The 21,365-nt window shown below is 44.6% G+C and carries 19 protein-coding genes, 1 tRNA gene and 1 other RNA gene; 12 read left to right on the top strand and 9 right to left on the bottom strand.

Going from position 1 to position 21,365, the window contains the following annotated elements; all coding sequences use genetic code 11:
• The first annotated feature begins 9 nt into the window (after nt 1–9).
• Both BQ7344_RS12455 and BQ7344_RS12460 read left to right on the top strand, forming a co-directional pair.
• Nucleotides 10–1,089, top strand: coding sequence for a metallophosphoesterase family protein (locus tag BQ7344_RS12455; protein ID WP_083585542.1), 1,080 nt, complete (start codon nt 10–12; stop codon nt 1,087–1,089).
• Complete coding sequence (locus BQ7344_RS12460; protein ID WP_072522809.1) at nt 1,086–2,570, top strand: hypothetical protein; 1,485 nt, start codon at nt 1,086–1,088, stop codon at nt 2,568–2,570. Before BQ7344_RS12455 ends, BQ7344_RS12460 begins: the two co-directional genes overlap by 4 nt.
• 93 nt (nt 2,571–2,663) lie before the next feature.
• Here the strand turns inward: BQ7344_RS12460 and BQ7344_RS12465 are convergent, their stop codons facing one another.
• From BQ7344_RS12465 to murC, 4 genes are all read right to left on the bottom strand, one after another.
• Entirely contained in the window at nt 2,664–3,848 is a 1,185-nt protein-coding gene (locus tag BQ7344_RS12465) for a ribose-phosphate pyrophosphokinase (RefSeq protein ID WP_072522810.1), read from the bottom strand.
• A gap of 3 nt (nt 3,849–3,851) precedes the next feature.
• A complete protein-coding gene (locus BQ7344_RS12470; protein ID WP_072522811.1) occupies nt 3,852–4,841 on the bottom strand; it encodes an ATP-binding protein in 990 nt (329 codons plus the stop codon).
• A gap of 12 nt (nt 4,842–4,853) precedes the next feature.
• Entirely contained in the window at nt 4,854–5,912 is a 1,059-nt protein-coding gene (locus BQ7344_RS12475; protein ID WP_330392867.1) for a DnaD domain protein, read from the bottom strand.
• Nucleotides 5,913–6,267: 355 nt separating this feature from the next.
• The gene (gene murC / locus BQ7344_RS12480) at nt 6,268–7,647 is read right to left on the bottom strand and encodes a UDP-N-acetylmuramate--L-alanine ligase (RefSeq protein ID WP_072522813.1); all 1,380 of its coding nucleotides are present in this window, start codon (nt 7,645–7,647) and stop codon (nt 6,268–6,270) included.
• A 281-nt stretch (nt 7,648–7,928) separates the two neighbouring features.
• On the opposite strand from murC, the gene BQ7344_RS12485 reads away from it, so the two are divergent.
• From BQ7344_RS12485 to spoVG, 3 genes are read left to right on the top strand one after another with little or no spacing between them, the layout of a single operon-like run.
• Complete coding sequence (locus BQ7344_RS12485) at nt 7,929–9,206, top strand: glucose-1-phosphate adenylyltransferase (protein WP_072522814.1); 1,278 nt, start codon at nt 7,929–7,931, stop codon at nt 9,204–9,206.
• On the top strand, nt 9,203–10,321 hold the full coding sequence (gene glgD, locus BQ7344_RS12490; protein ID WP_072522815.1) for a glucose-1-phosphate adenylyltransferase subunit GlgD: 1,119 nt from the start codon (nt 9,203–9,205) through the stop codon (nt 10,319–10,321). The genes BQ7344_RS12485 and glgD overlap by 4 nt, the downstream gene beginning before the upstream one ends.
• Nucleotides 10,322–10,364: 43 nt before the next feature.
• Nucleotides 10,365–10,655 (top strand): septation regulator SpoVG, encoded by a 291-nt coding sequence (gene spoVG, locus BQ7344_RS12495; RefSeq protein ID WP_072523440.1) that lies wholly within the window; start codon nt 10,365–10,367, stop codon nt 10,653–10,655.
• Between the two features lie 236 nt (nt 10,656–10,891).
• Here the strand turns inward: spoVG and BQ7344_RS12500 are convergent.
• Nucleotides 10,892–10,965: transfer RNA gene (locus BQ7344_RS12500), tRNA-Pro, on the bottom strand.
• 224 nt (nt 10,966–11,189) lie between these two features.
• Between BQ7344_RS12500 and pduB the strand changes: the two genes are divergently transcribed.
• A complete protein-coding gene (gene pduB, locus BQ7344_RS12505) occupies nt 11,190–11,906 on the top strand; it encodes a microcompartment protein PduB (RefSeq protein ID WP_072523441.1) in 717 nt (238 codons plus the stop codon).
• An 87-nt stretch (nt 11,907–11,993) separates the two neighbouring features.
• Here pduB and BQ7344_RS12510 read toward each other — a convergent pair whose 3' ends face one another.
• Nucleotides 11,994–13,307 (bottom strand): PcsB-like coiled-coil domain-containing protein, encoded by a 1,314-nt coding sequence (locus BQ7344_RS12510; RefSeq protein ID WP_072522816.1) that lies wholly within the window; start codon nt 13,305–13,307, stop codon nt 11,994–11,996.
• A gap of 301 nt (nt 13,308–13,608) precedes the next feature.
• On the opposite strand from BQ7344_RS12510, the gene BQ7344_RS12515 reads away from it, so the two are divergent.
• The gene (locus BQ7344_RS12515; RefSeq protein ID WP_072522817.1) at nt 13,609–15,612 is read left to right on the top strand and encodes a diguanylate cyclase domain-containing protein; all 2,004 of its coding nucleotides are present in this window, start codon (nt 13,609–13,611) and stop codon (nt 15,610–15,612) included.
• A gap of 178 nt (nt 15,613–15,790) precedes the next feature.
• On the opposite strand, the gene BQ7344_RS12520 is transcribed toward BQ7344_RS12515, so the two are convergent.
• A complete protein-coding gene (locus tag BQ7344_RS12520) occupies nt 15,791–16,036 on the bottom strand; it encodes a helix-turn-helix domain-containing protein (RefSeq protein ID WP_072523442.1) in 246 nt (81 codons plus the stop codon).
• 168 nt (nt 16,037–16,204) lie between these two features.
• On the opposite strand from BQ7344_RS12520, the gene BQ7344_RS12525 reads away from it, so the two are divergent.
• Both BQ7344_RS12525 and BQ7344_RS12530 read left to right on the top strand, forming a co-directional pair.
• A complete protein-coding gene (locus BQ7344_RS12525) occupies nt 16,205–16,699 on the top strand; it encodes a hypothetical protein (RefSeq protein ID WP_072522818.1) in 495 nt (164 codons plus the stop codon).
• Between the two features lie 18 nt (nt 16,700–16,717).
• On the top strand, nt 16,718–17,824 hold the full coding sequence (locus BQ7344_RS12530) for a hypothetical protein (RefSeq protein WP_072522819.1): 1,107 nt from the start codon (nt 16,718–16,720) through the stop codon (nt 17,822–17,824).
• Here the strand turns inward: BQ7344_RS12530 and BQ7344_RS12535 are convergent.
• Nucleotides 17,783–18,481 (bottom strand): anaerobic ribonucleoside-triphosphate reductase activating protein, encoded by a 699-nt coding sequence (locus BQ7344_RS12535; protein ID WP_072522820.1) that lies wholly within the window; start codon nt 18,479–18,481, stop codon nt 17,783–17,785. The genes BQ7344_RS12530 and BQ7344_RS12535 overlap by 42 nt on opposite strands.
• A gap of 133 nt (nt 18,482–18,614) precedes the next feature.
• On the opposite strand from BQ7344_RS12535, the gene tadA reads away from it, so the two are divergent.
• Together tadA and BQ7344_RS12545 are read left to right on the top strand one after the other, a co-directional pair.
• Nucleotides 18,615–19,130 (top strand): tRNA adenosine(34) deaminase TadA, encoded by a 516-nt coding sequence (gene tadA, locus BQ7344_RS12540; RefSeq protein ID WP_072522821.1) that lies wholly within the window; start codon nt 18,615–18,617, stop codon nt 19,128–19,130.
• A 74-nt stretch (nt 19,131–19,204) separates the two neighbouring features.
• Nucleotides 19,205–19,642 (top strand): GatB/YqeY domain-containing protein, encoded by a 438-nt coding sequence (locus BQ7344_RS12545; protein ID WP_072522822.1) that lies wholly within the window; start codon nt 19,205–19,207, stop codon nt 19,640–19,642.
• A 178-nt stretch (nt 19,643–19,820) separates the two neighbouring features.
• Here BQ7344_RS12545 and ffs read toward each other — a convergent pair.
• Nucleotides 19,821–20,082: signal recognition particle sRNA large type (gene ffs, locus BQ7344_RS12550), an RNA gene on the bottom strand.
• 143 nt (nt 20,083–20,225) lie between these two features.
• Here ffs and BQ7344_RS12555 point away from each other — a divergent pair.
• On the top strand, nt 20,226–21,308 hold the full coding sequence (locus BQ7344_RS12555; protein ID WP_072522823.1) for a 6-phosphofructokinase: 1,083 nt from the start codon (nt 20,226–20,228) through the stop codon (nt 21,306–21,308).
• Nucleotides 21,309–21,365 lie beyond the last annotated feature (57 nt).

The following is a 21,365-nucleotide window of genomic DNA, read 5'->3' on the forward strand; positions in this document are numbered from 1 at the left end:
TAGTTTTGCATGATAAGATTTATTCATCTTTCTGATGTGCATTTGGGCGCAGTTCCTGACCGGGGCTGCCCCTGGAGCCACGAGAGAGAAGAAGAAATCTGGGAAACATTCCGCCGGGTTATTGCGGGTATCCGCAAGAATCCGGTGGATTTGTTGTTTATAGCCGGAGATCTTTTTCACCGGCAGCCACTGCTTGGCCAGCTTCGACAGGTCAATGAATGGTTCGCCGCAATTCCGGAGACCAGAATCTTTCTCATGGCAGGAGACCATGATTACATAAAAGAGGACTCTTTTTACCGGACATTTCGCTGGGCGCCGAATGTCACATTTTTTGACACGCAAGAGCAGCGCTGCGTGGAGATTCCGGAGAAAAATATATTTGTCTATGGACTTAGTTTCGAACACAAAGAGGTGCGTACACCGCTGTATGACGAGTGGAAACCGCTCAACAAGCCTGGATTCCATGTACTTCTTGCGCATGGTGGGGATTTAAGCTGCTGTCCGATAGATTTTACCGGACTTGCAGCAGCCGGCTTTGACTATGTGGCGCTTGGACACTCTCATAAGCCTCATACGGTCTGTCGCGACAAGATTGCCTATTCTGGCTCGCTGGAGCCGCTGGATCGAAATGATCTCGGTAAACACGGCTATATTCAGGGAGAATATGAGAATGGCAATGTGAAGGTGCGTCTTGTGCCGTGTGCAAACCGTTCCTATCAGAATCTTGTTCTGAACGTGGACAGTGATACGACGCAGTACAAGCTTGAAGAAATGCTGCGCAGTGAAGTGATGCGCCGTGGCGGCAGAAACATATACCGGCTTATTCTGAAAGGCAGGGTTTCTCCGGACAATGTACTGTTGACCGAGAGATTGCATGGACTGGGTAATATTGTCGAGATTATGGATGAATCCAGACCGGCATATAAAATAGAGGAACTTTACCGTCAGTATCGAGGAACACTGATTGGTGATTATATAAACAAATTTCTGAACAAAGATCTGACTGTTGTAGAAAAGAAGGCACTGTATTATGGATTACAGGCACTTTTGAGTACACAGGTACTGGCAGATGACAGGAAACGATTATGAAAATCAGACAGATAGAAATCAAGGATTTCGGATCAATAAAAAACAAAACACTGAAATTTACATCCGGTCTGAATGTACTGTACGATGAAAAAGAACAGATGCGGGAGGAAGTACGCACATTTATAGAAAAAATGCTTTTTGGCAATGCGGAATTTCCATATGCCGGTGTGCTCTGGTTTGAAAGCGGCGGAAGAAATTACCGTCTGACACGTGATCTGCACCGGGAGACTCCGTACAGCGAGCTTCTCTGTGAAACAAGCGGAGAGCTGATAGATGCGGACCGAATCTGCGATTCAAAGGTAGCTCAGGGAATCAGTGAATCCGTTTTTGAGAATGCAATCTGTATTGCACCCCTTAAAGGCAACACCGGATCAGAGATCGTACGTGAGGTGCAGCGACAGATTGCGGGATTCCAGTGGAGCGCGGACAGGACAGTGGACCTTCGCCGTACTTCTCAGAGACTTAAGATGACCCGTAAAGGATATCAGGTGCAGGTAGAGCGCCGCAAAAAGGCAGATCAGCTTGAAAAAGGCAAAGTAAGCAAGGCGATTCGCCGCCTGCGCGAAGAAATCAACGATCTGGAGGATCAGAAGCAGCAGATTGGAGAGCAGCAGAGTGCGCTTAAGACAAGTGGAGACAGCAATGGCTTCCAGATACTGGATGGACGTATCAGTGAACTGGAAAAAAAGAACCGCACGCAGATCATTATAATGTGCGCTACCGTTATTGCCGTTTTTTCAGCAGCAATTTATATGGGAATGAACATGCAGACAGTGGTTCCGGCAGTCCTGGTGGGAATTGCGGGAGCGCTTGTCTTTATGGCAGAGACTAATTTTGAAATGCGTACCGTGCGTGAGCTGGAAAAACGTAAACGTATGAAGAGCAGATGGCTGGCGAAGCAGAATAAGCTTCAGGACGGCAGGAATGAACTGGATGATGAGCTTCACGAAAAGAATACGGCACTTGCCAATCTGACAGAGGAACTTCAGGAGATGGAAGAATATGCATATCTTCCTCTGATAGATGAGATAGAGATCGATTCTATTAATTATGCAATGGATACGATCGAGAAATTATCTGCCAGAATCTACGAGAAGACAGGAAACCGTCTGGTTGAGACCATGTCAGAGATTCTACGCGGAATCACAGGTGGAGAGTGCAGGGAACTTTTGATTGATGAAGACTTCCATATCCGCGTAGATACGGGAAGTGATCTTGTATCGATAGAGAATCTCCGGCTGATCACAGTAGGACAGATATATCTTTCTCTTCGCCTTGCTATGGGTGAAATCCTGTGCGGTGCTGAGAAACTTCCTGTACTGCTGGAAGAAATGTTTGGAGCATATGATCTTGAAAATGCTGCTCAGACTGTTGCATGGCTTACCGGAGATCAGAGACAGGTAATCGTAAGTACCGGTAAGAAAAAAGAATTAGAAATATTGAAGAATACAGGCATTGCCTGCAATACAATAACGATATAACAATAAAGAAAACCCCTGTGGAAGAGATTCCGCAGGGGTTTTCTGTCGTCAAATATCCGGCTGCATAAACTTCTGACCGGGATATCTGAAAAATTATTTTTCGTACTGAGCCATATAGTTGCTGACGCAACGTTTGATTCTGTCAGCAGGATTCAGAAGATGGCTGACAGACATATCATGATTCAGCGTATCAATGATCAGTGCGATATATTTGCTCATATCGCATGTGATGTAATACGGTTTGGAGAGAAGCTCCGGTGTCTGATAAACAAGGTTTGTAGTAAGAAGTTTATCAAAGATACCGTTCTGGTAAGCTTCGTCAAATTTTTCCATTCCTTCGGTGAAGAGACCGAAAGTGGTACAGATAAAGATCTTGCCGGCGCCGCGTTTCTTAAGAAGAGATGCGATCTCAAGGATGCTCTTACCGGAAGAAATCATATCATCGATCAGGATGACATCTTTGCCTTCAAGCTTTGGTCCGAGGAACTCGTAAGCTGCGATCGGATGACGGCCTTTGACCATTTTGCTGTAGTCAAGACGGCGGTAGTACATACCCATGTCCACACCAAGGACGTTGGCAAGATAGATGGCTCTGCGCATGCTTCCCTCGTCCGGGCTGATGATCATGAAATGGTCATTGTCAATATGAAGACCTTCCACATTGTGGAGAAGGGCTTTTATAAACTGATATGACGGCTGGATCGTCTCGAATCCGTGAAGAGGAGTTGCGTTCTGTACACGGGCATCGTGTGCATCAAATGTAATGATATTCTCTACACCCATGCCGGTGAGTTCCTGAAGTGCGGAAGCACAGTCGAGAGATTCGCGGCCGACACGTTTGCTCTGGCGGCTTTCATAGAGATACGGCATGATGACATTGATTCTGCGGGCTTTGCCGCCGATTGCAGCAATGGCACGCTTCAGATCCTGGAAGTGATCATCCGGGGACATCAGGTTTGTGAAACCGCTGATTCTGTAGGAAAGACTGTGGTTGCATACATCCACCATAAGGTAAATATCGTCACCACGGACGGATTCACCGATCTCACCTTTACCTTCACCGGAACCAAAACGTGGTGTTTTGACATCAACGATGTAAGAATCACGTCTGTATCCCTCAAATGCAAAAGAATCTAATTCAGGGCTGATGCGTTCTTTTCTCCATTGTACAAGCCACTCGTCAACTTTCTCGCCAAGTGGGCGGCAACTCTGGAGGGGAATCAGTCCAAGTCTGCCTACCGGAAGTGTTGTCAGTTCTTTGCTGTTAAGCTGTGCCATCGTTTATTTTCCTCCTAAAAATATTTTCTGGATTCGGATATCTTTGCCAATAAGTTTCAACATCTGATAATTGCTTGCTATCCGGGAAAAAGTTCTCTCGGAATAGGTGGCTGAAAAGTCTTCCAGTTTCAGGTTCGTCGAAATGATCGTGGATTTGCGGCGTGCGATACGCTCGTTAATACACAGGAACAGCTGCGACGAAACAAAACTGTTGGTCAGTTCAGTCCCGAGATCATCTATAATAAGAAGATCGCAGTTAAAAATAAAATCATCGCCCATATCTGTCTCGGGTTTCTTCGAGAAAGCTGTCTGCGCCAGACGGTCAAACAGGTCAAATGCAGAAAAGTAAAGAACACAATGTGCGCTTTCAAGAAGAGCATTGGCTATGCAGTGTGAGAGGAAGGTCTTTCCGACTCCGGTGCTGCCGTACAGAAACAGGTTTTGTGAGCGTGTATCAAAATCCCGGACAAAGTTTACTGCGGCATCGTAAGCACGTTTGGCGGTCTCGCGGGCAGTCAGTCCGGTAGCTTCATTTTTTATTGTATCAGAATACCAGTCAAAAGAAAAGTGTTCAAAGTTCTCTTTTTTGAGAATCTCGGTGAGATTGGACTGTGTATAGAGCAATTCGATCTCAGCTTTCTTAAAACAGGTGCATTTCTGACCACCAGTATATCCCGTGTCCTGACAGATCGGACAGAAGTAATGCGGTTCAAGATAATCTTCGGAAAAACCGTTTTTCTTAAGAAGGGAACGGCGTTCAGCAGAGAGCGCAGCCACATCTTTCTTAAGGTCGTCGACAGATCCAGGCTCACCCTGAAGCAGAGAACGGGCTTTCTGCGCGCTTAAAGCTGCTACTTCACTGTCAATCTCCAGAAGCCTCGGCACACGTGCAAAAGCCTCGGCACGGCGTTCTTCAAGGTCATGCTGTACCTGAGACTGGCGGCGGTTATACTCTCTCATGATAATATCGTACTGAAAATTCTGCAGTGCCACGGTTTTCTCCTTTTACTGGTTCAGCAGGTGCTTTTCGTATTCGTCGAAATTATATTCACGCTGCTGGAAATTGTTGAATCGGTTGTTGGATGCCGGTGCCGGACGGGAGTCTCGGGCAGCCTTTTTTTCCTGACGTTTTTTCCTGTGTGCGCTGTCCAGAGAACGGATGTCGTCCATCGTGCGGACCTCTTTCTGCTTCCAGCCTTCAAGAATCTTGTCGGTGTACTGGAAACTTGCCTGTCCGGTCTGGAGGACGGTTCGGTTACATGCCTCCTGAATGATCTCCATGGAAAAACCATAGGTCTTGAGCCAGGTGTCCATCAGTGTGATTTCTGTCTCGACCGGATTACGGTTGGTGATGCCCAGTGCCTTCAGAATGGAAAAATAATCCTTATTATATCGGGAACCGGACTGTTTTGCCTCTTCAACGGATGTGATGCCTTCCTGTGCCCAGGCAAGAGCAACCTTTTCGATGTAGCGGATGCTCTTGTGATTGTGTCCGACGCAGTACTCGATCAGATAGTCGATCAGGTCTACGGACATACCAAGACCGTCATAGAAAAACAAAAGCTTCTGAACCTCTGTAGGAGAGAGGGTCTTACCGAGATACTGTTCGGCAACGTAAAGAAGCTGGATGATGTCCTCGTTTTGTTTGAGTTCACTTACACGCTCCGGAGTAAGCGCTTCCGGGCGGGCAGAAGACGGCTTTGCAGATGCTTTTGTCGGAACCGGTTCGGCAGTGCCGCTGATCTCTGCCGCAGCGCTGTCAGAAGGCGTAGCGGAAGGGGAGAGCAGGGCAATCCCGCATAATTTATTATTGTCTGTAAAATCGAGAGTCAGAAGCTCCTGCTTTGCCCAGTATTTCAGCGCGCGGAGAATGTCGCGCTCTGTACAGAGAAGCCGGTCAGCCATCTGCTCCAGACTGAAAGAAACCGGAGCACTGGAAAGGGCGCGTAAAAGATAGATATAAACTTTTACAAATTCTCCATTGGCCTCCGGCATATAATTGTCGATAAATGTATTAGATAATATTGTTACCTCCGGATGGGAGGTGTTATGTAATGTGATCATTGACATGATAGATCGCTCGCTTTCTAAACGAAAATATCTGCGTGAACAGACATTACGGGTACCGCGTAAACAGCGGTATATCTGGAACACTAGGATTATAGCACAAGATTTTTCAAATGAGAATAGGGTATTTTTCTACAGGAGATTTCCACAAAGAAATGTGGATAATGTGGATAATGTGGAAATCGAATTTTGCTGTAAATTATTTGTAACCTCATAAAATGACGAAGTTTGTTGTATTTCCGCGAAAATTGCGATAAATCGACAGGATATTATGTAAAGTAAAATGGCAGAAAAAATCCACATGTCATACACGGTGAAAAATGTGTATAAACATGTGGATAATGTGGATAACTTATTTGCCAAGGAGCTGTTCGCCAATGTTTACAACGTCTCCGGCCCCCATAGTTATCAACAGGTCGCCCTGTGTACAATTTTCGAGTAAAAAGTTTTCAATCTCATCGAAAGTCGGAAAATATTCGCACGGAGTGCCGAGTTCCCTGATATGTTTCTGAAGATCTGCAGAGGAAATTCCGAGGTTATCGGTTTCGCGCGCTGCATAAATATCTGCAAGGACTACGTGATCTGCAAGTGTCAGAGCCTTTGCAAATTCCGGAAGCAGAGCTTTTGTACGTGTATAAGTGTGAGGCTGGAAGACACACCAGATCTTTTTGTGTGGATAATTATGTGCTGCATGAAGTGTAGCCTCGATCTCTGTCGGATGGTGTGCGTAGTCATCAATGATGGTGACTTCACCGACTTTGCCCTTGTACTGGAAACGACGGTCTGTACCACCGAAATCTTTCAGTCCGGCGAAGATCACTTCATTATCAAGACCAAGAAGTCTGCCTGCTGCGATGGAAGCGAGGGCATTGGATACGTTGTGGATGCCCGGTACTTTCAGGGAACAGGTACCGATGTCTTCGCCATTATGAAGAACATGGAAAGTCGGATGTCCGAATTCGTCATAAGTGATGTCAGAAGCGGTATACTCAGCATCGTGTTCAAGACCGTAGGTGATCACTTTACATGGAAGGTTTTCGGCAACCATTTCGTATTTCGGTGTATCTGCATTGATGATGAGCGCACCGTCAGCAGGAAGAAGCTCTGCAAATTTACGGAAAGAATGACGGATGTCATCAATATCCTTAAAGAAATCCAGATGGTCGGCATCCATATTTAAAATGATTCCGAGTGTCGGGAAAAAGCTGAGGAAGCTGTTGGTGTATTCACATGCTTCTGTCAGGAAGGTCTCGGACTGTCCGACACGGATATTGCCGCCAATTGCAGGAAGGATACCGCCGACACTGATCGTCGGGTCGCATTCGCCCTTCAGAAGAATGTGTGACAGCATAGAAGTGGTTGTGGTCTTTCCATGTGTACCGGCAACTGCGATAGAAGTATCGTAGTTACGCATGATCTGTCCGAGAAGCTGGGCTCTTGTCAGCATCGGGAGACCTTTTTCCTTCGCGCAGGCGAATTCCGGGTTGTCCGGATGGATGGCAGCTGTATAAACAACAACCTGAACAGAATCGGAAATATTGGAAGCGCGCTGACCATAGTAGATCTTTGCACCTTTGCTTTCCAGAAGACTGGTCAGGGGGCTTTTCTTGGAGTCAGAACCGGAAATTGTGAAACCCTCTTCCAGAAGTATTTCAGCAAGTCCGCTCATACTGATACCGCCAATACCGATAAAATGGATAGAGAGCGGTTTATGGAAGTCTATCTGATACATAATATAATCTCCTTATCTTTAATATTTCTATTATAACGCGGTCGACTAAAAATGAAAAGTGTTACTTTTGGGGGTATTACTGTGCATTTGTTCTGAAACAGAATGACGGAAATTGTCGAAAATGCACATAAAAACAAACATATTGAAACGGTATGAAACAAAAACGTGTGCAATAGATATAAAAAAAATGAAATACTCACAAATTATTTGTAAAAAATGTTCACTAATATTTGGAAGTATGGTATAATGGGACATCATAATATACAAGAGGTGATTGCGCGATGATGAAGAAAGAAATGATTGCCATGCTTTTAGCTGGCGGTCAGGGCAGCAGACTGGGCGTATTGACACAAAAAGTAGCAAAACCAGCAGTCGCTTTTGGTGGGAAATATCGCATTATTGATTTTCCGTTGAGTAACTGTATCAATTCAGGAATCGATACAGTCGGTGTTCTGACACAGTATCAGCCGTTGCGGCTGAACACCCATATCGGCATTGGTATTCCGTGGGATCTGGACAGAAACGAGGGCGGTGTGACCGTACTTCCTCCATATGAAAAGAGTACCAACAGCGAATGGTATACCGGGACGGCCAATGCAATTTTTCAGAATCTGGATTATATGCAGCAGTACAATCCGGATTATGTACTGATTCTCTCGGGAGATCATATTTATAAAATGGATTACGAAGTTATGCTGAACTATCACAAAGCAAACAAGGCTGACATAACGATTGCCTGTATGCCGGTTCCGATAGAAGAAGCAAGCCGCTTCGGCATCATGGTTACAGATGAGACAGGACGCGTGACGGAGTTTGAAGAAAAACCGGAGAAACCGAGCAGTAATCTTGCTTCCATGGGTATCTACATATTCAGCTGGCCGGTGCTCAAAGAAGCACTGATCGCGCTGAAAGATCAGAGCAGTTGCGATTTTGGCAAGCATATCCTTCCTTATTGTAAGGACAAAGGACAGAGACTTTTTGCCTACGAATACAACGGCTACTGGAAAGATGTCGGCACACTGGGATCTTACTGGGAAGCAAATATGGAACTGATCGATATCATTCCGGAATTCAATCTGTACGAAGAATTCTGGAAAATCTATACAAAGGGAGACATTATTCCACCACAGTATATTGCTGAGGATGCCGTGACAGACCAGTGTCTGATTGGAGAAGGCGCCGAGATCTATGGTGAAGTATATCATTCTGTGATCGGGCCGAACGTAGTGATCGGCAGGGGTACTGTTGTGCGGGATTCGATCATCATGCGTAATTCGCAGATCGGGGAAGATACTGTTCTTGATAAGGCAATCGTAGCAGAGGATGCTGTGATCGGAAATAAAGTTACACTGGGCTTCGGAGAAGAAGCAGCAAACGTACTGAAACCGGCAGTTTATGCATTTGGTCTGGCGACAGTCGGAGAACGGAGTGTAATTCCTGATAATGTAAAAATAGGTAGAAATACTGCCATATCCGGAGTGACTACAGCAGAAGATTATCCGGGAGGAATCCTGGAGAGCGGACAGGTGATTAAAGCAAAGGATGGTGAGCAGGCATGAGAGCAATAGGTATTATTCTGGCTGGCGGAAACAACAGCCGTATGAGAGAACTGTCGGATAAGAGGGCTATCGCAGCGATGCCTGTAGCGGGAAGTTACCGCAGTATTGATTTTGTACTGAGTAATATGGCGAATTCTCATATTCAGAAGGTCGCTGTACTGACACAGTACAATGCCCGTTCGCTGAATGAACATTTAAGCTCCTCGAAATGGTGGGATTTTGGACGTAAACAGGGCGGTCTGTTTGTATTTACACCTACGATCACGAAGGACAATGGCCTGTGGTATCAGGGAACAGCAGATGCCATCTATCAGAACATTGATTTTCTGAAAGAAAGTCATGAACCATATGTAGTTATCGCATCCGGTGACTGTATATACCGGATGGATTATAATAAAGTGCTTGAGTATCATATCGCAAAGCGTGCGGATATCACTGTCGTCTGCACCACCTGTGAAGATCAGAAAGAAGTAGAACGCTTTGGTGTGGTACGTATGAATGATGACGACAGAATCGTAGAGTTCGAAGAAAAACCAATCGTTTCTTCCTATAATACAATTTCTACCGGTATCTACGTAGTACGAAGAAGACAGCTGATCGAGCTTCTGGAGCGCGCGGCACTTGAAGGCAGACATGATTTTGTAAACGATATTCTGATCCGTTACAAAAATCTCAAGAGAATCTACGGATACAAGACAGATGCTTACTGGAGCAATATTTCTACTGCAGAAGCATACTATCGTACCAACATGGATTTCCTGCGGCATGATATCCGGAATTATTTCTTTAAGCAGGAACCGTCGATCAAGACCAAGATTGACGATCTTCCACCGGCTAAATATAATCCGGGGGCAGTTGTTAAAAACAGTCTTGTTTCAAGCGGATCGATCATCAACGGAACCGTCGAGAATTCTGTTTTGTTTAAGGATGTCTATGTAGGCAACAACTGTGTGATTAAGAACTCTGTGATTCTTAATAATGTTTATATTGGGGACAATACACGTATCGAGAACTGTATTGTTGAGAGCAGGGATACCATTCGTGCGAATTCCTGCTACTGCGGCGAAAACGAGATTAAAATCGTCGTTGAGAAAAATGAGAGATACGCATTATAATGCGAACTCATAAATGCGTATGAAAATGAAAGGGGCAGACACGATGAATATTACAGACGTACGTGTAAGAAAAGTAGCAAAAGAGGGAAAGATGAAAGCAGTTGTTTCTATCACGATTGATGAGGAATTTGTAGTTCATGATATCAAAGTGATCGAAGGCGAAAAAGGACTGTTTATCGCTATGCCGAGCCGCAAGGCCACAGACGGAGAGTACAGAGACATTGCTCATCCGATCAATTCCGGTACGAGAGACATGATCCAGACACTGATCCTCGGCAAATATCAGGAGATGTTGGATGCAGAACCTGCCGAAGCAGTTGAAGCAGCAGAGTAAACCGGAACAGAATGTATGGGCTGGGATTAAATAAAGAAAATACAAAAACAATAAAATAAAGAGAAGGTATGCCCGGATGGAGAAAATTACTTACAATTGAAGTGAGAGATGTTTCCCGTCCGGGTATTTTTTTCGTGACTAAATTCGTGACCAGATGAATTTTGATGCTTTTTATGCCAACGCAAAAAAACACCGAAAGCCTTATCTCTAAAGCTTTCGGTGCCCCTGCCAAGTAGTCGAAGTGACAGGATTTGAACCTGCGACCTCTGCGTCCCGAACGCAGCGCTCTACCAAACTGAGCCACACTTCGTTATTTGATTTTGCTTCGTCGCTTGACGCAAGACATATTATATTATAGTGAAATGCAAATGTCAACAACTTTTTTGAGATTTTTTAAAAAAAATTTAAAAGTACACTCAACACATGTTTTGTCGGTGTTCTTTCTTGCAAACGAGTACATAATACGTTATATTTATATCAAAGATCTGTTCAGGATGATTCGATATGAACATCAGAACAGAAAGGAGTTTTCTCATGATTGATGTAAAAAGTATCAGCACACATTGTACACGGACAGAATTTGTGGGGACCACCGTTCTTGACACGATTGGACTGGTGATTTCCGGAATTGATGATACATTATTAAAAGAAATGAATGTGGGTACCAGGTATCATGCACTCGGACTTTTCAGTTCAAGGACAGGCGCGGCAGGACAGATCACAGCGATCGATGATGCGGTCAAAGCAACCAATACGGATGTGCTTTCCATCGAATTTCCGCGTGATACCAAAGGCTGGGGTGGCCACGGAAACTATATCGTGATTGGTGGTAATGATGTTTCAGATGTACGGCATGCGATTGAACTGGCACTGGAACTTACAAAGAAAAATGCCGGTGAACTTTATATCAGTGAGTCCGGTCATCTGGAGTTTACTTACTCAGCCAGTGCTGGCGCCGCATTACAGAATGCATTTCATGCAGTTCCCGGTGAAGCATTCGGATTCATGGCGGGTTCCCCGGCTGCAATCGGTCTTGTAATGGCAGATACCGCAATGAAGGCATCAGCAGTAAATATTACCTGCTATATGACACCAAGTATCGGAACCAGTCATTCCAATGAAGTGATCCTTGGTATTTCCGGCGATGCCAGCGCAGTTAAGGCAGCTGTACTTGAGGCACGCCAGGTTGGCCTGGAGCTTCTGATCGGTATGGGTTCATATCCGGAAATCCCCGGTACACCATATCTCTAAAATAACGTAACGCAAAACAGCAGACCTTCATGGCCTGCTGTTTTTATGCCAAAGTGGCAAGTTCTCTGTATATATTAAAATTCCCCTTTAGTTTAACTGGTACACATCTGCATACTGTAATCCGAAGCTCAGTGCCTCGCTATGGCTGCCGCAGTAAATATCAACATGTCCATAAGGAGTTCCAAGGTCTTCTACGGTATAAACGGTACCATTGATCAGAAGCTGTGTTCCAAAAGGTACACCAGCCATTGCTACGGTATGTCCTGCTGTTGGCATAACACCGCTTGCTGTTGCATTTCCTGCTGTTCCGCAGCACTGTGCGCAGTTACAATATCCTGTCAGCATAAAGTTTCCAAGGTATGTTCCCTGGCTGGAAGAACCGGAATCGGAAGAACTGCTGTCAGAACTGTCTGAAGATGTGTCCTCAGCAGATGAAGTATCCGCAGATGTATCGTCTGAAGTGCTGCTGTCTTCTGCGCCGGATGTATCCTCCGTCGCATCAGAAGATTCAGAGCTGCTATCGTCTGTAGAAATTTCTTCTGCATCTGTTGTCGCTTCCTCAGAACTGTCGCCTTCATCAGCTGCACCAGTATCTTCTGTATCCCGGGCTGCTTCTGCTGCCACAGCCGCTTCAGCCGCAGCTTCCTCTGCTGCACGTTCCTGCTCTGCCTGTTCCATCAACTGTGAAATGCTGCTGTCTGCACTGTTTACCTGTGCCATCAGTGCACTTGCCTCTTCCTGACTTGCACTGATCTGGTTTACATAGGAACTGATATTATCGTTGGTAGTGGATACCAGATTCTGAACTTCCTGCTGCTTGGAGCTTTTTTCTGTAAGAAGATTGCTGATGGAAGTAGATTCTTCCGCCACCTGTGCCTCCTGAGTTTTGATTGCGTCCTGTGTTTCTTCATATTTCTTAAGCATATTTCTGTCATATGTAGAAATAGAAGCGATGTTGCTTGCTTCATTTAAGAAATCTGAAAGATTGTTCGAAGAAAGAAGAAGCTCAAGCATTGAGCTTCCGCCATTTTCGTACATATATTTAATACGGATCTTCATGGCTTCATACTGATCCTGTGCATCCTGTTTTGCTTTTTCAAGCTCCGCCTGCACATTTTTCAGTTCTTCTTCTTTTTCAGCGGCTTCTACACTAAGCTGTGAAATACTGTCTGTAAGTTCTGTATATTGAGTATTCAGTTCTGACAGGTAGGATTCAAGTTCCTGTTTCTTGCTTTCCAGATCACTGATGTTCGCCTGTGCCTGAGCAAGTCCTGCCTGCGCCTCCTGCTTCTGTTCCTGTGCTGCTGCAATCTGATCTTCTGTGGAAGCAAATACGGTTGTTCCCATAGATACGGTCACTGCACATGCAAGAAGCAGTGAAAGAACTTTTTTGCTTTTCATAAAATAACACCTCTTAAATATTTTGTACGCTAAGTATAACACATTTTCGTAAATAATCAACACTTTCATTTTAATTTTGTAACAAACATGTAACATTTCGCATCTTAAACACATCTTTCACAGCAGAATGCCACATGAAAATTCCAAATTATTACAAAAACATTTCATTTCCCAATCAAAGTTCAAATTTCCGGTCTCGTATTATAGTGCTAAAAAGTACTAAATATCTACTGGTCGGATTGATGATTTACTGGTATAATATACAAAAATGTGTGTATATTCATTCAGAGGGGTGTCTGACATGAAAGAACATAAGCGATATACTATTGGAATTCTGATTGGTGGTGTACATACATACTTTCCGAAGGAACATATCCTTGGAATTGCAGAGGCAGCAGAAGAACTGGATGTCAATGTCTGTTTTTTTCTCGGAACGCAGACAAAAGACTTTTTCGAGGATATGCTTGGCGGAACACATAAGAATTCTTTTGACTATCAATTTAATACAATTCACGATTACAGTCTGATTGGTGGACTTGACGGTCTGATCATCAATTATGGTACACTCGGACTTCAGCTGAAAAACGAAAGCGCCGAGCAGTTTGCATTGAAATTTAATTCCATTCCGACAGTATTTCTCACAGAAATCGTGCATGAGCCAAACTGCCATTCGCTGATCTGTGACAACAAACAGGGAATCCGGCTGGTTATGGCGCACCTGATTGAGGAACATCATTGCAGCAATATTCTTTTTGTATCCGGACCGGCACAGAATACCGATGCAAAAGAGCGAAAAGCCACCTATTTTGAAATGATGGAAAGATATCATCTTCCGGTCAGTGACAAGATGATCGCACAGGGTGATTATTCCGAGTTTATTGACCGTCAGGTAGATCAGCTTCTTGATGATAATCCGAATGCCGAGGCAATTGTATTTGCCAACGATGAAATGGCATTTGCCGGTTACCGTGTATGTGAAAAGCGTGGACTGAAAGTAGGAAAAGATATCCTGATCACCGGATTTGATGACTGCGAGCGAGCATCGGGCATGGATCCTGCACTTACAACTGTTGTGCAGGATGGTGTTCTGATGGGCAGAATGGCGGTCTACGATCTGATTTATAAGCTTGACGGAAAGGATGCACTGTCAAGACGTGTCCCGGTTTCTCTGTGTGTCAGGGAGTCCTGTGGATGTCAGGAAAAAAACGGCAAAACACAGAATACACCACTGAATCTTGGCGATCAGATACATAAATTAAACCGTACCATTACAAATATGAAACTGGAACTGATCAATTTTCAGAGAAAGTCCTGGTTTATTCCGTCTCTTGCACGAAATTTAAATGACTGCATGGATGATGAACATGCTTTTCTTTTGGAAGCGATGGAAAATATGCGGGAACTTCGGACTAAATGTACTTATCTTTTCCTTTTGGACGAGCCTGTTGTCTATCGCAAAGATGACGAGTGGAAATGTCCGGAAAATCTGCGTCTTGCAGCATATTACAAAAAAGAAGAAGTAGATGCATTTCATCTTTATGACCGTCCGTCGGTTTCAAAAGAAGGTGGAATCTGTCAGCTTATGGAGGATGGAGAGAGACATCAGTTTATGATTTTTTTGCTGTTTTCCGGCGAAAGACAATACGGCTTACTGGCATGTGATATTCAGCAGGAAGAATTTCCGTTCTTCTATGTGATCAGTCTGCAGATCGGGCTTTCTCTCCGCTATCTTGAAATAAGTAAGGCAGAAGCGGCGAGACGCCGTGAGATGACGAAAGACCTTGAGGTGATCCGGGAACGTAATCGGATTCTGGGTATCATGTCTGCGAATGACGAGCTGACCGGCCTTTTGAATCTCAGAGGATTTACAGAAGAAGCAAAAAAAATCTGTCATGAAGAACAGGAACAGCGTGCTTATATGATCTGCGGAGATCTTGACCATCTGAAAGAGATCAATGATAACTGGGGACATCCGGCAGGAAACTTTGCACTTCGAAGTGTGGCGGAGATTCTGAGAGGATGCATTCGAAGCGATGACGTTCTGGCGCGTGTGGGTGGAGATGAATTTCTGATTCTTCTGAAATGTACCGAAGAAGGGTATCAGGAAACATTCCGTAAACGTGTGAAAGACGCCTGCATATATTTTAATGAAAAATCAGATAAACCGTTTCTGGTGGAGATCTCTCTCGGAATCGCTGAGTTTTGCTCCGGGCCGCAGACGGATATTCAGCAGGTGATCGCGACAGCAGATCAGTTTCTCTACGAAGCAAAGAAACATCGGCGGAAGTCGATACGGCGACCGTAAGAATTTAGATCAGTTTTGATATAACAGACATTATCTGTGTGCAAACAGGTAGTGTCTGTTTTTTATGTAATAGGAAATTACTCCGTAATGTTCCAATAACGTAGAAATTTGATGACAGAAGTCCATAATGGACTAAGGAAAAAGAGAAAATTATAAGAAGCAAAAAAGAACGAAAAAATTATTTTAATTTAATCAGATCTTTGAAAAAGTCCCCCACTTCGCAGTGAAAGATATCTGCCAGTGCCATCAACTCGCTTACCTTGATGTTCATGCGGTTGGTTTCAATCTTGGCATAGCTGCTTTTGGAGATTGGGAGACCCATCAGATTCATGCGGGCAATTACCTGCTCCTGTGTGAGTTTATTCTGGTAGCGCATCTTCTGGATGTTGCTGCCAATGCTCATGTCCATTCTGATTTTCTGTATCATAATTATCCCCATATCCTGATATTTCGTAATAAAGAAACATCTATGTATTGATGATATCGAGGAATTTCGTTATAATGTTTCGTAATAAGGAAACATTTGCCGCTATAGCACAAAGGAAAAGCTAACGGTGAAAGTTTTTTTGTATGGACGTGTGGAGGAGAAAAAATGAATAAGGACTGGGGAAAAGCAATTGCACAGCTTTGCGTCATAATACAGAACAATACGGACTTGAAAAAGCCTGTATTACAGTATGTGGAGTTTATGAAAACAATATACGGTATAGATGGAGCGGATTTTCTGGATATCTACAGAGAATGGGAACGAAGTGGAGAGATTGTGGATAAACGTGAAAAAGTGAGCTGTACCGGTCTGGAAAATATGGAAAAGAACTTGTACCCGAAGAGTATGGACGGACTGTGTCGGCTATATGATGAAGGAATACTTGAAGAAGACGCATTTTGCGAGACTTTGTTTGAAGAAGATTATGAGATAAAGAATGGGGCTGATGGAAAATTTATTGGATTTTATCCGCAGTATCCAGGATGTATCGGCTTTGCGGATAGCAGAGAAATGCTGGATATGAAAATGCAGAAATCCCTGAAAAACTGGATCAGAGCGGCATATATTTTCTGGAAAGAGAATAAGATTCTTGTGAAATAAAAAGCAGGAGGGAGCTGTTTGGCAGCGTATCGGCGTTTTGTAGCATATTTGTATGAATACCGAAAAGACAAAAAAGGGGTAAACTGTGGATTCGTGCGGATTGAAGCATGGAGGAATGTATGCAGGATAGAACTGCATCTTCTGTGTCCGGGACTGGTTTCGGGCTCAGAATGCAGTGTTTATGGATTTGTCCGGAAAGATGAAAGTATAGACGGAATCCTTCTTGGTGTGTGTGAGACAGCAAAAGAAGAGATTAATTGCATACTGGAGAGCTCTGTTGAACATATGGGGGACAGTGAACATTCCCTGGAGGAAATGGGAGGAATGATCATTACGACTGACCAGGGTGGATTTTTCGGAACAGAGTGGGATGATATGCCGATTCGACCGGAAAAATTCCGGGTTGTTCCGAGAATACAGGAGGATACGTCGGAAAGTGCAGTGTCAGATGGAAAGGCAGAAACTGATGAGATGGTGAAATCCGGCAAAGATGAAGAAAATAGCAGAACAGAAAGCAAAGAAGATAAAGAACATCCGAAGAAAGATAAGTCAGCTGCAGAAATAGCAGACACAGAGATGCAGAAAGCAGAAGCTGCACAGACAGAAGTGAAGACACCGGAGAGTCAGGAACTCCACACACAGTCAGTGACAGAGCCGGACAGTACATTAGTTCAAAATTCTGAAACAGTATCGCCGGATCAGGAAGTGATGAATGTGCAGGAGAAGAAATCACCGGATCGAAAACCACAGGAGCGAAAGTCTCAGAACTATCGGAGATGCGGAACTCCGTGTGAAGTGTTTCAGGATGGGGAATTGCATGACTGCCATAAAATATCTCCACAGGATCTTTGCAGTATGGGACGGCGGACCTGCCTTCTGCGAAATAATCGTTTCGTCCAGTATGGCTATTATCATTTCGGACATCTTCTACTGTGTCAGAACCACTGTGGTCAGCCGGTACTCGGCGTACCGGGAAGATATGATCAGCAGGAGAGGTTCATGGCGAACATGTTTGGCTTCCCATATTTCAAAGAAAGCAGCGAGATTCAGGTGCCGGGCGGTAAAGGCGGCTACTGGTACCGCCTAATCGATTCCACGAATCCCAACAACGGGAATGGTTGTTAAAAGAATTTTACGAAAATGTTCCAGTTCTTCCAGAGAATAACTGCTGAAACCGGGCTGCAGGACTTCTTCGGAGTCCTTGTATGCCTGGAGATAGTAGCCCCTGGCTCCTTTTAACCACTGACCGATGCGGACGAAATCTTCTTCATTGTGAAGCTCTTTGACAACGGTTGTCCGGAATTCATAATCAAGATTTCCGTGAAGCAGAAAATCAACTGTCTCACGTACAGCATCCAGTGGAGGATGCAACAGGCCGGACAGAGAAGGATAATTTTCCGGACAGGCTTTGATGTCCACAGCAGCTTTCTGGATCAGACCTTTATCAGCAAGATTTTTCAAAACTTCCGGATGCGTGCCGTTTGTGTCAAGCTTGACAGAATAACCGAGATCGTGGATTTTCTGTATAAAGTCTTCAAGGTCAGGAGAAAGTGTTGGTTCGCCGCCGGAGATACAGACACCTTCAAGGATTCCCTGACGCCTTTTTAAGAAAGAAAGAACTTGTTCTTCCGGAATCTCAGGTTCTGCTGCCGGATTTAATACGAGAGCGCTGTTCTGGCAGAACGGGCAGCGGAAATTGCAGTGTCCCAGAAAGATCGTTGCGGCGATTCGTCCGGGATAATCAAGTAAAGTTGTTTTGTTTAAACCATGTATTTTAGGCATGTTTATACTTCCTGTCTATCTGAAATTTATAGGTCTATTCTAATTTTTATTCATTGATTTTGCAACCGGCATTTACTATACTGGATAAAACAGGACGATAGTTCGAAAGAATTGCGATTTGGAGGAAATCCCTTTGACAGAACAGGAAAAATATATGAAAGAAGCTATCCGGCAGGCCAAAAAGGCACGCGTACTGGAAGAAGTGCCGATCGGATGCGTGATCGTTTCGGATGGTAAGATCATAGCAAGAGGTTATAACCGGAGAAACACAGACAAAAATACGCTGTCTCATGCGGAACTGAATGCAATACGAAAAGCAAGCAAAAAACTTGGTGACTGGCGTCTGGAAGGGTGTACCATGTATGTGACACTGGAGCCATGTCAGATGTGCGCCGGAGCGCTGGTGCAGTCGCGAATTGATGAAGTTGTGATTGGCAGCATGAATCCGAAGGCAGGATGCGCTGGTTCGGTGTTGAACCTTCTGGAGGTGGACGGTTTCAATCACAAAGTAAAAATCACACGGGGAGTTCTGGAAGAAGAGTGTTCTGCAATGCTGTCTGATTTTTTTAAGGAACTCCGTGAAAAGAAAAAACGCCTGAAAATGCTGGCAAGACAGCAGGCGCAGGAAGCAGCGGACGGGGACAGATAAACGTCTGAACACTTGTTTTTTGACGGAAAAGTGATATGATGATAACAGTTTAATGAACGAGGAGGAATCTTGAAATGACACTGGAAGCATTAAGAAAAGATATGGTTGCAGCCATGAAAGCAAAAGATAAAACAACAAAGGAGGCAGTTTCTTCTCTTGTATCCGCAGTCAAAAAAGCTGCCATCGACGAGGGATGCCGTGACGATGTACCGGAAGCACTTGTTGACCGTGTGATCCTGAAAGAAATGAAAACTGTAAAAGAACAGCTGGATACCTGCCCGGAAAGCCGTGATGACCTTCGTGCAGAATATCAGGCAAGATATGATGTAATTGCGAAATATGCACCGCAGCAGATGAATGCAGATGAGATCCGTACTTATCTTGAGGGAAAATTTGCCGAAGTTCTTGCAACAAAGAACAAAGGACAGATCATGAAAGCTGTTATGGGAGATCTTAAAGGCAAGGCAGACGGCAAACTGATCAATCAGGTCGTTGCTGAAATCTGCAAATAAAGGCCGGCAGGCCGCTGAGCCGCCAATATGAATAATACCCTCCTTACCGGGAAGAACCGGCCGGGAGGGTATTTTTGCTTTATAGGAAATTACTCCGTAATGTTCCTATAAAGCAAAAAATGGATAAAAAAATACTCCGTGGAAATGATATCCACAGAGTATGAAATAATCTCTTTTTCCGCGCGCCGCACCTCGAAATGTTCCCATGGACGTTACCTTTACAGTTAACTCGGCCCAGGCACCCTCACGGCACACAAGAGCTTCTGCTTAGTGCTGCTGCATTCCTGCCCTGACACGGTTCACAGATTCCTGTTGCGTGAGACCCAAACGTCAACGCCACTTATAAAGGGCAGCTCCACAGGAGACAAACCTCAGATTGGCATCACCCCTGCTGTAGCGGATTGCAGGTACAGGGCACCGCTATCTCCCCGGCTGCGCGGACTTTAAGTATAGACGATTTTTGAATACTTGTCAAGTGGGGGTAAAGTATTATATAATAGTAAACAAATAGGCTGCTGTCTTTAAACGGGCGGTAACGGCATACCATTTTGTGCAGATGAGCACAGTGAGGAGGAAATGTACTATGATCAAAAGAATTGGTTTATTAACAAGCGGTGGTGACTGCCAGGCTCTGAATGCTACAATGAGAGGCGTGGTAAAGGCACTGTCAAACGCAGTAGATGACCTTGAAGTTTATGGATTTGATGATGGATATAAAGGACTGATCTATGGCAAATACCGGATGCTGAGTTCGAAGGATTTTTCCGGCATTCTGACTCGTGGAGGTACGATCCTCGGTACATCCCGTCAGCCGTTTAAACTGATGCGTGTACCGGACGAAAAAGGTCTCGATAAGGTGGAAGCCATGAAGCAGACGTATTACAAACTGTGTCTGGACTGCCTCGTGATCCTTGGTGGCAATGGTACACAGAAGACTGCAAACCTTCTCCGCGAAGAAGGACTGAACATCATCCATCTTCCGAAGACCATCGACAATGATATCTTCGGAACTGATATGACTTTTGGCTTCCAGAGCGCAGTGAATATTGCTACAAATGCAATCGACTGCATCCACACGACAGCTACCTCACACGGCCGCGTATTTATCGTTGAGATCATGGGACATAAGGTTGGAAGCCTGACACTTCATGCAGGTATTGCAGGCGGTGCGGACATTATCCTGATTCCTGAGATTCCTTACGACATCAAGAAAGTCTGCGAAGCCATCGAGAAACGTAACAAAGCAGGTAAGCGCTTTACGATCCTCGCTGTTGCAGAAGGCGCAATTTCCAAAGAGGACGCAGAACTTCCGAAGAAAAAATACAAAGAAAAACTCGAAGTAAGGGCAAAGAAATATCCGTCTGTTTCCTATGAGATTGCAGATCAGATCAATCAGACCATGGGAAGTGAAGTCCGTGTAACAGTCCCTGGACATATTCAGCGAGGCGGAGAACCATGTCCGTATGACCGCGTACTTTCTACCAGAATTGGTGCCGGTGCAGCAGAAGCAATACTTGACGGAGAATACGGAATCATGATCGGTGTCATCAACGGCAAGATCAAGAGAGTTCCGCTTGCAGACTGCGCAGGCAAACTTAAGATGGTTTCACCGAAAGACCAGATTGTCAAAGCTGCCAAACAGATCGGAATCAGCTTCGGTGACTGAGACACTTAAGATCAATTTGTTAAAAATAAATTCCTGCAGTGACAGGAGAGGAGTGTA

It is taken from the genome of Blautia sp. Marseille-P3087 (assembly GCF_900120195.1).
GTDB lineage: Bacteria > Bacillota > Clostridia > Lachnospirales > Lachnospiraceae > Blautia_A.

What these genes read in the sequence shown, in the direction of transcription:
- pduB (WP_072523441.1), top strand. Translation starts at nt 11,190, where the DNA reads ATGATTGATGTAAAAAGTATCAGCACACATTGTACACGGACAGAATTT.
- BQ7344_RS12475 (WP_330392867.1), bottom strand. Translation starts at nt 5,912, where the DNA reads ATGATCACATTACATAACACCTCCCATCCGGAGGTAACAATATTATCT.
- BQ7344_RS12455 (WP_083585542.1), top strand. Translation starts at nt 10, where the DNA reads ATGATAAGATTTATTCATCTTTCTGATGTGCATTTGGGCGCAGTTCCT.
- BQ7344_RS12545 (WP_072522822.1), top strand. Translation starts at nt 19,205, where the DNA reads ATGACACTGGAAGCATTAAGAAAAGATATGGTTGCAGCCATGAAAGCA.
- BQ7344_RS12515 (WP_072522817.1), top strand. Translation starts at nt 13,609, where the DNA reads ATGAAAGAACATAAGCGATATACTATTGGAATTCTGATTGGTGGTGTA.
- murC (WP_072522813.1), bottom strand. Translation starts at nt 7,647, where the DNA reads ATGTATCAGATAGACTTCCATAAACCGCTCTCTATCCATTTTATCGGT.
- BQ7344_RS12460 (WP_072522809.1), top strand. Translation starts at nt 1,086, where the DNA reads ATGAAAATCAGACAGATAGAAATCAAGGATTTCGGATCAATAAAAAAC.
- glgD (WP_072522815.1), top strand. Translation starts at nt 9,203, where the DNA reads ATGAGAGCAATAGGTATTATTCTGGCTGGCGGAAACAACAGCCGTATG.
- BQ7344_RS12535 (WP_072522820.1), bottom strand. Translation starts at nt 18,481, where the DNA reads ATGCCTAAAATACATGGTTTAAACAAAACAACTTTACTTGATTATCCC.
- BQ7344_RS12465 (WP_072522810.1), bottom strand. Translation starts at nt 3,848, where the DNA reads ATGGCACAGCTTAACAGCAAAGAACTGACAACACTTCCGGTAGGCAGA.
- BQ7344_RS12510 (WP_072522816.1), bottom strand. Translation starts at nt 13,307, where the DNA reads ATGAAAAGCAAAAAAGTTCTTTCACTGCTTCTTGCATGTGCAGTGACC.
- BQ7344_RS12485 (WP_072522814.1), top strand. Translation starts at nt 7,929, where the DNA reads ATGATGAAGAAAGAAATGATTGCCATGCTTTTAGCTGGCGGTCAGGGC.
- spoVG (WP_072523440.1), top strand. Translation starts at nt 10,365, where the DNA reads ATGAATATTACAGACGTACGTGTAAGAAAAGTAGCAAAAGAGGGAAAG.
- BQ7344_RS12555 (WP_072522823.1), top strand. Translation starts at nt 20,226, where the DNA reads ATGATCAAAAGAATTGGTTTATTAACAAGCGGTGGTGACTGCCAGGCT.
- BQ7344_RS12525 (WP_072522818.1), top strand. Translation starts at nt 16,205, where the DNA reads ATGAATAAGGACTGGGGAAAAGCAATTGCACAGCTTTGCGTCATAATA.